Raw genomic sequence first — 13954 nt, forward strand, 5'->3', positions numbered from 1 at the left:
CACGCCCGCGAGGAGGCCAGTGCAGGTTTACGCCTGCTTCACCTCACGCAACGGCTTGCCCTTCACCGGTGCGCCATTGGCCACATAGTACTTGGCGGTGCTGCGTGGCAATGGCTTGCGGCCACGGATCTTGTCCGAGATTTTCTCGGCGATCATGATCGTGGTGGCGTTGAGGTTGCCGGTGATGATGATCGGCATGATCGACGCGTCGACCACCCGCAGACCTTGCATGCCATGCACGCGGCCTTCGCCATCGACCACTGCCATGTCGTCGGTGCCCATCTTGCACGAGCAGGACGGGTGGAAGGCGGTTTCGGCGTGTTCGCGGATGAACTTGTCCAGTTCTTCGTCGGTCTGCACGTGCGCGCCCGGGCTGATTTCGCGGCCGCGGTACGGGTCCAGCGCCGGCTGGGCCATGATCTCGCGGGTCAGGCGAATGCCGTCACGGAATTCCTGCCAGTCCTGTTCGGTCGCCATGTAGTTGAACAGGATGCTTGGGTGCTGGCGCGGGTCCTTCGACTTGAGACGGATACGGCCGCGGCTGGGCGAACGCATCGAGCCCATGTGCGCCTGGAAACCGTGCTCCTTGACGCCGTTGGAGCCGTTGTAGTTGATGGCCACCGGCAGGAAGTGGTACTGGATGTTCGGCCACTTGAATTCAGGACGGGTACGGATGAAACCACCGGCCTCGAACTGGTTGCTGGCGCCGATACCGGTGCCGTTGAACATCCACTCGGCGCCGATCGCCGGCTGGTTCCACCACAGCAGCGACGGGTACAGCGACACCGGCTGGGTGCAGGCGTACTGCAAGTACAGTTCCAGGTGGTCCTGCAGGTTTTCGCCAACGCCCGGCAGGTCGTGCACCACCGGGATGTCGAGGCTTTCCAGCAGGGCGCGCGGGCCGACGCCGGAACGCTGCAGCAGTTGCGGCGAGGCGATGGCGCCGGAGCTGACGATCACTTCCTTGCGTGCGCGGGCTTCGACGCGCTCTTCGCTGTCGCCGACCAGGTAGGTCACGCCGATGGCGCGCTTGCCGTCGAACAGTACGCGGTCGGTCAGGGCGTGGGTGACGATGGTCAGGTTCGGGCGCTTCTTGGCCTGGTCCAGGTAGCCGCGGGCGGTGCTGGAGCGGCGACCGTTCTTGGTCACGGTACGGTCCATCGGACCGAAGCCTTCCTGCTGGTAGCCGTTGAGGTCTTCGGTGCGCGGGTAACCGGCCTGCACGCCGGCTTCGACCATGGCGTGGAACAGTGGGTTGTTGCCGGCTTTCGGCGTGGTCACGCTGACCGGGCCTTCGCCGCCATGGTAGTCGTTCGGGCCGATGTCACGGGTTTCGGCCTTGCGGAAGTACGGCAGGCAGTCCAGGTAGGTCCAGTCTTCCAGGCCCGGCAGCTCTGCCCAGCCATCGAAGTCCATGGCGTTGCCGCGGATGTAGCACATGCCGTTGATCAGCGACGAGCCACCCAGGCCCTTGCCTCGGCCACACTCCATGCGGCGGCCGTTCATGTGCGGCTCCGGGTCGGTCTCGTAGGCCCAGTTGTAGCGACGGCCCTGCAGCGGGAAGGCCAGGGCGGCTGGCATCTGGGTGCGGAAGTCGAAGCGGTAGTCGGGGCCACCGGCTTCCAGCAGCAGTACAGTGACGCCGGCGTCTTCGGTCAGGCGGGTCGCCAGGGTGTTACCGGCAGAGCCGGCACCGACGATGATGTAATCGTATTCTTTGGACATGAAAGTACCCTCATGTTGGCGGTGATCAGGGAGCGGAAACGCCCGTGCGCAGCGGCACGGGCGTGGCTAGACAGGGTTTAGAAAACCGAGTTGTAGCCGCCCAGCTCGACCTGGACCGACTTGATGCGAGTGTATTGGGCCAGCGAGCTGATGCCGTTCTCACGGCCGACGCCCGACTGCTTGTAGCCACCCACCGGCATTTCGGCTGGCGATTCACCCCAGGCATTGATCCAGCAGATACCGGCTTCCAGCTTGTGGATGATGCGGTGGGCGCGGCTGATGTCGTTGGTGCACACACCGGCGGCTAGGCCGTACTCGGTGTCGTTGGCACGGCGGATGACTTCTTCTTCGGTTTCGTAGGTGAGAATGCTCATCACCGGGCCGAAGATCTCTTCCTTGACGATGGTCATGTCGTCGGTGCAATCGGTGAACACGGTCGGGGCGACGAAGGCACCCTTGGCGAAAGCGCCTTCGGTCATGCGCTCACCACCGCACAGCACGCGGGCGCCTTCTTCCTTGCCCTTGGCGATGTAGCCGAGCACGCTTTCCATGTGCTGGAAGCTGACCAGCGGGCCGAAGTTGGTGTTTTCGTCTTCCGGGTTGCCCGCACGAATGCGCGCAACACGCTCGACGATCTTGGCTTCGAATGCTGCCTTCATTGCCGTCGGGATGAACACGCGGGTGCCGTTGGTGCACACCTGGCCCGAGCTGTAGAAGTTGGCCATCATGGCGATGTCGGCGGCCTTGTCCAGGTCGGCGTCGGCACAGATGATCAGCGGCGACTTGCCGCCCAGTTCCATGGTGACTTCCTTGAGCGACGAGCTCGAGGCGCTGGCCATGACCTTCTTGCCGGTGGTGGTGCCGCCGGTGAAGGAAACTTTCTCGATGCGCGGGTGCTCGGTCAGCCAGGTGCCGACTTCGCGGCCGCTGCCGGTCAGGACGTTGAACACGCCGTTCGGCAGGCCGGCTTCGGTGTAGATCTCGGCCAGTTTGAGGGTGGTCAGCGAGGTCACTTCCGACGGCTTGAAGATCATTGCGTTGCCAGCGGCCAGGGCCGGGGCGGATTTCCACAGGGCGATCTGGATCGGGTAGTTCCAGGCGCCGATACCGACGGTCACGCCCAGCGGCTCGCGGCGGGTGTAGACGAAGGACGACTCGCGCAGCGGGATCTGCTCGCCTTCGATGGCCGGTACCAGGCCGGCGTAGTATTCCAGCACGTCGGCGCCGGTGACGATGTCGACGTAGCGAGTTTCCGAGTACGACTTGCCGGTGTCCAGGGTTTCCAGCATGGCCAGCTCGTCGTTGCGCTCGCGCAGGATGTCGACGGCGCGGCGCAGGATGCGCGAACGCTGCATGGCAGTCATCGCGGCCCAGACTTTCTGGCCTCGCTCGGCACTTTCGACGGCCTTCTCGACATCGGCCTGGGTGGCACGTTGTACGTGGGCGAGGACTTCGCCGGTGGCCGGGTTGATGGCTTCGAAAGTGGCATCGCTGCCAGCGTCGACGTAAGCGCCATCAATGTAGAGTTTTTGCGTTCCGAAACGGGCCATAGTGTCCTCGCAAGTGCAGTGTGTGGTTGGCTGCGCGTCACGCTCCTGCCGGGTCGACAAGTGCCGTGCGTGCTTGATCAGCAGCCTGGTCGTTGGTGTCCAGGGTGTGCTGTTTAGCCAGTTGTAGATCCATGTATTCGTAAGCAATCCGTATCGCCTGGTCGGTGTCGAATGCATCACCCGACAGGGCACCACGCAGCCACAAGCCATCGATCAGAGCCGCCAGGCCGCGGGCGGCCTTGCGCGCATGGTAGAGCGGCAGGGCGCGGCGGAACTGGCAGCACAGGTTGGAATACAAGCGGTGGTCGTTGATCCGCTGCAACCTGTGCAAATCGGGCTGGTGCATGCTGGAAGCCCAGAAGGCCAACCAGGTTTTCATTGCCGGGCCGTTCACCTGGCTGGCATCGAAGTTACCCTCGATGATGACTTTCAGGTGGGCACGCGGGCTGTCGTCCGTCAGGGCCTGGCGACGTGCTCGAACACCTTCGTTGAGCATGTTCATGATGTATCCCATCGTCGCTGCGATCAGGCCGTTCTTGTCCCGAAAGTAGTGACTGATGATGCCGTTCGACACACCGGCCAAACGGGCAATCAGCGCAATGCTGGCATCCCCCAGTCCGACCTGATCGACCGCCTGCAACGTGGCTTCGATCAACTGCTGGCGGCGGATGGGTTGCATACCGACCTTGGGCATCTTGCTATCTCCTCAGGCCTGCGAGCAGGCGACAAGCGCTGACTCGGCGAAGGCCAGTCTATTTTGTTTTGATTGAACGTTCAATCAATAAAGAATAAGCTCTGCGACAATTTGTGCCATTGACAGTTTTTCAGGCGGTCTAAGAAGCACGGATTGACACCCCAGGAAATCGCGTAACCCCCGGAATACAAGGCGTTGACGGGCATGAGCGATGCGAAATGCAGATTCTGCCGTGCGCTCATCGAGCCTGCGGCAGGCCCTTGGAGCGGGCGGGGTGGACTGTGGCGAATGCGCGCACCTCGACCGAGGCGTGGCAGTGGCGACAGGCCACCTGTCTGTTTTTTTGCAACGTATCGATTCGGGATCACGGTTTCCAGGGTGCCTTTTATAACACCTGATGCAGTGGGGATATTCCACCAATTGCTCGGGAACACTGATTAGCCTCCATAGCCGCACTGCCCGGAGCATTCGTGCAATGAGTTCTGCCTCACTTACCAAGCCCCCCGCCGAGAGGGTACGGGTCAACCGCGTGGTGTTCTTCACCTCCGCGCTGATGATCCTCGTTCTGACTGCCTTGCTTATCGCTGTACCCGAAACCGCCGGCCAGGTGCTGGGCGTAGCCCAGAAGTGGCTGACGCGTACCTTCGGCTGGTACTACATGCTGGTGATTTGCGGTTACCTGCTGTTCGTCGTCTACCTGGCCTTCTCCGACTACGGCAAGCTCAAGCTTGGCGGCAAGGACGACGAGCCCGACTTCAGCTATGGCGCCTGGGCCGGCATGCTGTTCTCTTCCGGTATCGGCATTTCGCTGCTGTACTTCGGCGCCTCCGAGCCGCTGGACCACTATTTCAACCCACCGGAGGGCACCTCGGCCAGCCTCGAGGCCGCGCGCCAGGGCTTGCAATTGACCTTCCTGCACTGGGGCCTGCATGGCTGGGCGATCTATGCCCTGGTCGGCCTGGCCGTGGGTTACTTCGCCTACCGCCATAACCAGCCGCTAGCCCTGCGCTCGGCGCTGTACCCGCTGGTGGGCGAGCGTTGGGTCAAGGGTGCTGCCGGCAACGCCGTGGACATCTTCGGCATGTTCGTGACCCTGCTGGGCCTGGTGACCAACCTGGGCATCGGCTCGATGCAGGTGGCCTCCGGCCTGGAGTACCTGTTCGGCATGGACCACAGCAAGACCAACCTGCTGGTGGTGATCCTGGTCATGGCCGGCGTGGCCACCGTGGCGGCGGTCTCGGGCGTGGAAAATGGCATTCGCCGCCTGTCCAACCTGAACATCATGCTGTTCAGCGGCCTGTTGATCTTCGTGCTGCTGGGTGGCGAAACCCTGTACCTGCTCAACGGCTTCGTGCAGAACATTGGCGACTACCTCAACGGTATCGTGCTGAAGACCTTCGACCTCTACGTGTACGAAGGTTCGGGCGACAAGTCCGAGCGCTGGCTGGGCTTGTGGACCGTGTTCTACTGGGCCTGGTGGATCTCCTGGGGCCCGTTCGTAGGGATGTTCATCGCCCGTATCTCCAAGGGCCGCACCGTGCGCCAGCTGGTAATGGGCGTATTGCTGATCCCGCTGGGCTTCACCCTGGCCTGGCTGTCGATCTTCGGCAACACGGCGCTGGACCTGGTGATCAACCAGGGCGCGGTGGAACTGGGCAAGACAGCACTGGAACAGCCGTCGATGTCGATCTACCAATTGCTGGAATACTTCCCGGCAGCCAAGATTGTGATCGGCGTGGCGGTGTTCGTCGGCTTCGTCCTGTTCCTCACCCCGGCCGACTCCGGCGCGGTGATGATGGCCAACCTGTCCTGCAAGGGCGGCAAGGTGGACGAAGACGCCCCGCACTGGATGGTGGTGTTCTGGTCGGTGGTCATCACCCTGGTCACCATCGGCTTGCTGTTCGCCGGTAATTTCGAAGCCATGCAGACCATGGTGGTGCTGGCGGGCCTGCCGTTCTCGGTGGTGCTGGTGCTGTTCATGTTCGGCCTGTACAAGGCCATGAAGCAGGACGTGGTGGTCGAGCAGGAGCGGGCCGAGCTGGCCGCCCGTGGCCGTCGCGGTTTCAGCGAGCGCCTGACCCAGCTGGAGCTGCAGCCGACCCAGGCCGTGGTGCAGCGCTTCATGGACAAGCACGTCAGCCCGGCGCTGAAAGACGCCGCCGCGCAGTTGCAGACCCTGGGCTTCGAGGTGGAAACCCGTGTTGGCCAGTCGCGCAACCTGATGGGCCTGCGGGTGATGATGGATGAGGGCAACCCGTTCGTCTACGAAGTGAGCCTGGACGGCTACCTGGCGGCGCCGAGCGAAGCGCCGGTGGAAGGCGAGCCGGAAGTCCGTCAGCGCTTCTATCGAGCCGAAGTGTACCTGCACGATGGCAGCCAGGAGTACGACCTGATGGGCTTTGCGCCGGAGCAGATCGTGCGTGATGTGCTCGACCAGTTCGAAAGCCACCGGCAGTTGCTGGGGCGTGTCTACAGCTGATGCTGGCGCATTGAAGAAAAGGCCTTGCCCGACAGAGCAAGGCCTTTTTTTTGAGCAATATGTAGTGCGGATACCGAGCCTGACTACTGCAGCCTACCGCTTTTCAAAGCGGAGGTATCCAGCATGACCAGTTCCCAGGTTCCAACCTTCGATTTCAGGCAGGCCGTTGCCAGGCAATTTGGTGATCGGCCGACGTTGCGCCAGGTTGCCAGTGAGCAGTTGCTGCGCTTGTTGTTGTCAAAGCTGCCATGGTTGGCCCATGTTACCCCCGCTCTGACAACGGCTGACCCGCTGATGCTGGACAGCCCGGACCCCTCCAACACCTATTGGACTACCCAACCCCTGGTGGACCGGGTTCTGCAAGCTTTGCTCGATTCGCAGCCGCTGAGCCTCGAGCCACTGGCTGATGGCCGCCATTACAATCTCGGTCTCACTGGCAGCTATCGTTTCGCCGGCTCGACGAGTGAATTCGATACTCGCCAGTTGTCAGGCTTGTCAGCTGCTCTCGGGCAATTGGTGGAACAGCTTCCACAACACTTCTGCGAAGCTCAGCTCAAGTATTGGCGAGCCAAGGGCAACGCAGGTGTCAGTCGCGACAGCTGGTTGCAGTTGCTGCTCAAGACCGCTCTGCTGCGCGGGCTGCCCTTGCAAGGCCTGGATCCACGGGAGCAGGCGTGTATCCGTGGGCTGCTCCACGGCGGTGACGACCAGCCCGCGGTGTACTTCGTCCAGACGCACCTGACCAGTGCGTCACTGCAGTATGCCCGGATGCAATGCCAGATGCTGATTTTTGGTGGGTGGGACGAGCGCGAGGTTGTCCTGTGGTGCGCGCCTTCGGGCGCGGTGCGCAGCTTCGATTCGTTGACTACGTTTGGCCTCGCGTTGCGTGACGAACTGGCGCAAGCCTATGCCTTCGAACAAATGAGTTGGCAACGTCATCCAGCCCAAGGCAACGTTTTCGCCCAGCAGGTCTCGCTTTTGCTCGAGACGCTGCTGCAGAGAATCGAGCAAGCCCGCTATCGCGAGATCGAAGACGTTTCGGCCCTTGAACAGCGTTTCGCCCAACTGAGCGATCCTTCGTCCTGGTTCGAGGCCTACCAGGACGAAACGCCGGCAGTACAACTACCTCCGGGTTTGCGGGCCAGCCTCGCACAGGACAGCTTTGCATGTAGTGCTGCGTTGCAGCAGATCGCACTTTATCAACTGGACTCGGGCGGCATCGCGGCACTGGATGGCATTCAGTCGTTGACCGATTACGCTCGTGAGCGGCTGGTTGCACAAATTCGCGAGGACCATGCGGCTGACAGCTCACCGGACGAGCTGATGTTCGACCTTTACCTCGCCCGCGGGGTGCCGGGAGGGTCGGCAACAGGTGCTGGCGGTGGCGAGCCGCTGGCTTTCGCTGGCAGCAAGACGCTCACCGAATTCGCCATCGGTAACCTCGCCTCCCTCAAGGGGGCGAGCATCAAGCGGGTTTACCTGCGCAGCGGCGGGGACGTGCCGACATGGTTGAATGCCGAGTCGGCCAAGGCACTGGTCACCAAGGTGGATATCGGAAGCCATTATCCAGCCTATGTCGCCGCGCAGCTGGACGATCCGGCCACTCGCGCGGACCGGGTCAGGCGGTTGGGCAGGGAATGGCGTGCCGCTATGCTCGCCAGTGCGATCACTGCCAAGCTTGACGGAAAGGTCACAGAGCCTGGGCTGCAATGCGTGGTCGACTTCTGTGCCGGTCATGTCGACCCGAACACGCCGCGAATGACGTTGATTCCGTTGGCGTTCAAGCGCAGCGCAACAACTGCGAAAACCGACGAGGTCCGGTGCATGTACATCCTGTACTGCGCAGAACCCTCGCTGGTACTGCTTTACCGCCCTTTGTACACCCAGGACACGCTTCGTGAATATGCCAGCCTGTCGGCCATGCTCGAACATGTGCGCGAGTCGGTGATCCTGCAGGACAGCATTCTCGACTGGATGGACCCGAGCGTCAGAGCGGTATATGACCATGGTGGTTTCAGCGAACCCCATATCAATGTCATCGGCATCGACCCCTACGTCAATCTCACACGCCCGGCACCAGCCCAGCTGGCCATCACCTATTGGCGTAACAACATCGACGAGAAGCTGTATGTGGCGAACCGCGATCTGCTGGTAAGTTTCGCCGAAGAGCAGTCCGTATCCAATGCCGAGAGCCGCTGGCAGACCCTGTGCGAGGGCGCATGGCTATTGTTCGATGTCGTGACCTTGGCGCTTCGTGGGCCAGTGGCAACCGTGGCCTGGCTGGTACAACTGCTGGCTTCCTTGCAGCACGAGCTTGACGCGCTTGAGCGCGGCGATGAGTTTGATCGTGCGGCTGCCATTGCCGACCTGATACTGAATTTGAGCATGGTGTTGTTGCACGCCAGGCAACCCCGACGCCAAGTTCCCAGCCATGATCTGCCCAACGCGGCAGCCGTGGAAGGGCCAGGGCCGCAGCGCGGGGCTTATGCCGAGGTTACTGTCGCCCCGGCGGAGCAGGCGCAGGTTGCGGCTGAAGCGCTGCCCAGCAGCTGGCTTGATTTTACCTGGCGTGGCCAGAGTGGCTTCAACTGGTTGCCGCAAGCCCAGCGGAAAGCCCTGCTGGCCATGCGTTCCAGTGTGTCGCTCAATGGCATCAAACCATTGGATGACGGCGCCATGGCGGGTTTGTACCGCATGGACGGCAACTATTACGTAACTCTGGCTGGTGGCGTCTACCGCGTGGAGCAGTTGCCAAGTGGCGTGCGGGTGGTCGACTCCAAAGGAACCCCAGGGCCCTGGCTGAGCTTTGCCGATGGCGTCTGGCGAGTAGATACGTCACTTCGTCTGGGCGGTGGTATGCCGCAAAACTCCGCCCGCGCTCGGCTGGCAAACCGGTTCCGCGAGTTGCATCAGAAAATCAACCAGCTAGATCAGCAGGTCAACGAGGCGAGGGCGCAGTTCGGCAGCATGGCCGCGAAATCGCTCGACTCGAAGAAAAAACTCGACGCCTTGAAGGAGCTCAGAGCCAAGGCGGCCGCAACTCAACCGTCGCTGCCGGAGGGAGACGAAGCTGCCCGTTTGCGAGCGCTGTTGCAGCGCTACGATGAACGCATAACCGGTCTGGAGGAGGACGACCTTCAGCAGAGGGACCAGGCGGTACAGCAATTGGAGGCTGCTGTCAGTGCTGAAAGGGCGATACTCCCGCTGCTGGCCACGATCAAAGAACCCAAGTATGCCAGCGAGCGGCGGAAGGGCAACTGGGATGATGTGCTTCCGCAATACGAGACAACTGCCCGGGAGGGCCTTATCCGCAATAGCGACTTCATCATCGATGAGCTTTGGGGCCTGGCGGAGTACCCCAAACTGATCGAAATGCAAAAGGCTCTGGATGGGCAGCCAATCGCCAATGTCGCTGAGCTGTATCAGGCATTTCGCCTGAGGGTGGAAAAGGTTGTCGGCCTGCAGGAGCGCCTACTCGCAGGGTTGGAGGATCTCGATCAGTTGTTGGTTGATAGTGCAGACGATTTCGCGATTACCGGTGTGTCGGGTGAACCTGTGCTTACCGTTGCACAACTGATTGCCCGGCGCAGCGTCTCCACGGTTCAGCTGCGTTTCCACCAGGTATTGAACCTGGCTGAGCTGGCCTTGCACCTTGACAGTGAGTCCGGGCAAAACGTGCTTGCCGGTTACAGGGAGGAGCTGGCTAGCCTGAGTCTGCGCAATGCCGCTGAAGCTCATGGCCAGCTGGATTTTGCCAACCTGTCGGCGCAGGACAGGATTGTCATCCTGCAGGAAGCCTGGGATGAATACAGTGCTGCGCTGCTCAACAGCGACCGCATTCGCAACGAAGGCGGAGCATTGATCGAGCCGACGATGATCGATCGCTACCGCGAACATCTCGGCAAGCTCAAACTGGAGGCGGGCAGCCGTCTGGTCGAAGCGGCTCGGGAGCAGGATGACCCCAGCGTGCCTGCCAAGCGTTCGCCCTACAAGGCGTCCAGCGCGACGCAGCGGTTAGTGCGCAATGCTCAAGGCCAGCTAATGATCGGAACCGAGATCGAGGTGCAGGGGCAGCGCCTGCTTGAGGTGCGTGAGGCGCTCAGCGAAACCGTGCTGGCCACGTTCGAACAGGTAGACGGCGAGTGGCGCGAGCGTGAGGCTGAGCAGCCTTCGGCGGCTGACGAAGCGCCCCCAAGTGATCTGGCCATGTGGGTGCAGTCACTGCTGGACGAGAACAATGCGTTGCGGATGAAGGCCAAGTCGTATGTCGACAACGATATCAAAGGTACCTTGCTCGCTCGGTTGTTCGACCAGCAGCTGGGCAGACTGGATCAGGCGGCAAGCACGCTGCGTGATGCCGGTGGCAACGACACGCTGCTCAGGACCCTGGAGCGCGAGGCGGATGCTTTGGCTGCGGAGAAAGAGCTGCAACTCATTACCCTTTACACCGACACCCATTATCCCTCCGCTGAAGCCTTGCGCTTCCTGCACGCAAAGAAGCTGATCACAGTAGAATACAACGAGCGGCGAACCATGCAGGATGGTAGTACTTTTGACGAGTATCGGGTGCTGCGCCTGCCAAGCAAACGAAATCTGTGGGCTGCGCATTTTCATTTCCGCTCGCCTGACGACTTCGCCGAGGATTTCGTTGCCGGCCACCTCAAGACCTGGAGCCAACGTCGCATGAGCAGCCGCCTCGCCGCAAGCTCAGGGCAGCGGCTCCACCGTGGCAAGCTGACGCTGGAGCAAGTCCGGGGGATCATTCCGTTCCATTGACCCGCCCAGTAACAAGGCGGGAGCGGGCCTGCCGAACCTGGCAATCATGCCCGGGTACGGCAGGCTCGGGCGGCCTGTTACGGTGCCGCGGCTTGAACCAAGTCAGTACGGAACTCTGCCCAATCACATCGATGGCGACGCTGCATAGCTTCAAGGGCAAGGCCGAACCCGGGATATCGCGGCGCGCAACAGGCGATAGCCTGACGGATCATTGCCGTCTGTCGTTGCCGGTGTACCACGCTTTACCCGGTAGAAAACGACATCAGGACCGCGCAACCAACTGATCCGGGCGCCACCGTCAGGCAAGTGTTCAGTCATCACCTGAGCCAAGGGTTTGCCTGGTGGTAGCAGTTCCACCTTGATGCTCGGGGTACAAGGTCGCCGGTTCGGCGAGCGTGCTGGCAGTGTCATCGGCGCCAGCCAGGTTGCTGAATAGCGTCAAGGCGAGTGTCGCCAGGATTGAGGGGTTTGCATGTCGTGCCTCCTTGGGATGGAGGTCGAAGCGTGCGGGCACTATCGGCGGAGCTGGCGGTACTAGGTGGACAACCCGTTCAGCGGTTGCTGTAGCGGCCATGCCTGCCGTGCGCTGGCATGGCTTGGTTGCTGCGCTCGGCAATCATCTGCGGCAGGCTGAGCAGAACTATTCCCTGGCTTTTCAGGCGCGGCAGTTCGCGTGCCAGCACCTCGAGCGTTTGCGGGTAAGGGTGGCCAATCAACACTGCCGAGCCTTGCTTGTGTGCCAGGGCCATACCTTGTTGAAGCTGCCCGGCAATGGCCTCGGTGGTGCGCACGTCGTCGAGGAACACATCCCGCGAGACATGCGCCAGCCCCTGCGCCTGTGCTTCGGCAGCGGCTACCGTGGCGGCACTGGTGCGGCTGTCGACGAAGAACAGGTGGCGTCGCTGCAGCTCGCCCATCAGCCAGGCCATGGGTTCGCGCTGGGCCGTCATGCGGCTGCCCATGTGGTTGTTGATGCCAGCAGCGTAGGGCACCTTGAGCAAGGCGCTGTCCAGGCGCCGGGCCAACTCCTCGATGGGCAGGCCAGGGTGCCAGGCATAGGGCCCTTCAGCCGGGTCCATGGGCATGTGCAGGATCACCGTCTTGCCGGCCTTGTGTGCCTGGCGGGCAAAGTCGGTGGCGTGTGGCGTGTCGGGCATGATCGCCATGGTCACCGGCCCCGGCAAGGCCAGGGTGCGGCTGTCACGTTCGGGGTTCTGGCCCAGGTCGTCGATGATGATGCTCATGTAGGCCTTGCCGGCCTGGGCCGCGTGCGCGACCCCGGCCAACAGGCAGAACAACAGACACAGCAGATAACGCATGGGGTGGATCAGTCGCCCTTGGTGATGTTCAGGCCTTTGAGCAGGCTCAGGGCCTGGCTCAGCTGGAAGTCGTCATCCTGTGGGCGCTCCTTGCGCTTGCTGCTGCCGGTCGGGCGGTCGGCGCCGCCGTTGCCGTTGCCCAGGTGGCCCTGCAGGTCGGCTTCCTTGAAGTTGTCGGTGTCGGCCTCGGCGGTGAGCTTGGCCGGGCGTACTTCGATGTCGGGGACGATGCCCTGGGCCTGGATCGAGCGGCCATTGGGGGTGAAGTACAGTGCAGTGGTCAATTTCAGGGCGCGATCGTTGGCCAGCGGCAGCACGGTCTGCACCGAGCCTTTGCCGAAGCTGTCGGTACCCATCAACACCGCGCGTTTCTGGTCCTGCAGGGCGCCGGCGACGATTTCCGAGGCCGAGGCGCTGCCGCCGTTGATCAGCACCACCAATGGCACGCCTTCGCTGGCGTCGGCCGGGTCGGCCGAGAAGCGCAGCTCGGAGTTGGCGATGCGCCCCTTGGTGTACACGATCAGGCCCTTGGTCAGGAAGTGGTCGGCCACTTCCACCGCCGACTGCAGCACGCCGCCCGGGTTGTTGCGCAGGTCCAATACCACGCCGCGCAGCTTCTTGCCGTTGTCCTTGCGCAGCTTGGCCAGCGCCTTGCCCACTTCGTCGCCAGTCTTGACCTGGAACTGGGTGATGCGAATGTAGCCGTAGTCGTTCTCCAGCAGCTGGCTCTTCACGCTCTTGACCTGGATGACAGCACGGGCAAGGGTGACGTCGAACGGGGTACCGCCATCGCGCACCAGGGTCAGGGTGATCTTTTCACCGACCTTGCCGCGCATCTTGTCGACCGCCTCGGTCATGGTCTGGCCACGGGTCGGGGCGCCGTTGATCTTGACGATGAGGTCGCCCGCCTGCACGCCGGCACGCGAGGCCGGGGTGTCATCGATGGGCGAGACCACCTTGATGAAGCCGTCTTCCTGGCCCACTTCGATACCCAGCCCACCGAACTCGCCGCTGGTGCTTTCCTGCAGTTCCTGGAAGTCCTCGGGGCCGAGGTAGGCCGAGTGCGGGTCGAGGTTGCTGAGCATGCCCTTGATGGCGTTTTCCAGCAGGGTCTTGTCGTCCACTGGCTCCACGTAGGCTGCCTTGATGCGGTCCATGACCTCGGCGAAGGTACGCAGCTCCTCAAGCGGCAGGGGAGCCTTGGCGGTCACCTCGGTGGCCGGTACTGCAGCCGGCTTGGCCGGCTCTGCGGCAGTGGCCAGAGACGCGCCCACCGCCACGGCGATGGACAGGGCCAGCTGGGTGAGACGAGGCGAGTGCAGCATGTCGAACGAACTCCTGATCCTGTAGGCGCTCCCTGCGGAGCATCGGCGTGGCCCGTGGGCTACGCCGTAGAAATATGACTAGGCTC

The 13954-nt window shown here is 62.3% G+C and carries 7 protein-coding genes; 2 read left to right on the forward strand and 5 right to left on the reverse strand.

The annotated features are described in order from the left end of the window. Window positions 1-27: 27 nt before the first annotated feature. The 3 genes from betA to betI form a co-directional block, all read right to left on the reverse strand. Window positions 28-1725 (reverse strand): choline dehydrogenase, encoded by a 1698-nt coding sequence (gene betA, locus ACLEJP_RS22850; protein WP_289133577.1) that lies wholly within the window; start codon window positions 1723-1725, stop codon window positions 28-30. Window positions 1726-1802: 77 nt separating this feature from the next. Beyond that, a complete protein-coding gene (gene betB / locus ACLEJP_RS22855) occupies window positions 1803-3275 on the reverse strand; it encodes a betaine-aldehyde dehydrogenase (RefSeq protein WP_440810175.1) in 1473 nt (490 codons plus the stop codon). 37 nt (window positions 3276-3312) lie between these two features. Further along, complete coding sequence (gene betI, locus ACLEJP_RS22860) at window positions 3313-3969, reverse strand: transcriptional regulator BetI (protein WP_186672233.1); 657 nt, start codon at window positions 3967-3969, stop codon at window positions 3313-3315. A gap of 532 nt (window positions 3970-4501) precedes the next feature. On the opposite strand from betI, the gene ACLEJP_RS22865 reads away from it, so the two are divergent. Further along, window positions 4502-6448 (forward strand): BCCT family transporter, encoded by a 1947-nt coding sequence (locus tag ACLEJP_RS22865; protein WP_440810206.1) that lies wholly within the window; start codon window positions 4502-4504, stop codon window positions 6446-6448. A 123-nt stretch (window positions 6449-6571) separates the two neighbouring features. Continuing rightward, window positions 6572-11224 (forward strand): hypothetical protein, encoded by a 4653-nt coding sequence (locus tag ACLEJP_RS22870; protein ID WP_440810178.1) that lies wholly within the window; start codon window positions 6572-6574, stop codon window positions 11222-11224. Between the two features lie 551 nt (window positions 11225-11775). On the opposite strand, the gene ACLEJP_RS22875 is transcribed toward ACLEJP_RS22870, so the two are convergent. Both ACLEJP_RS22875 and ACLEJP_RS22880 read right to left on the reverse strand, forming a co-directional pair. Beyond that, window positions 11776-12543 (reverse strand): divergent polysaccharide deacetylase family protein, encoded by a 768-nt coding sequence (locus ACLEJP_RS22875; protein WP_440810181.1) that lies wholly within the window; start codon window positions 12541-12543, stop codon window positions 11776-11778. Between the two features lie 8 nt (window positions 12544-12551). After that, complete coding sequence (locus tag ACLEJP_RS22880) at window positions 12552-13868, reverse strand: S41 family peptidase (RefSeq protein ID WP_440810184.1); 1317 nt, start codon at window positions 13866-13868, stop codon at window positions 12552-12554. Window positions 13869-13954: the final 86 nt, after the last annotated feature.

The organism is Pseudomonas sp. SMV7, from assembly GCF_052041995.1.
GTDB lineage: Bacteria > Pseudomonadota > Gammaproteobacteria > Pseudomonadales > Pseudomonadaceae > Aquipseudomonas.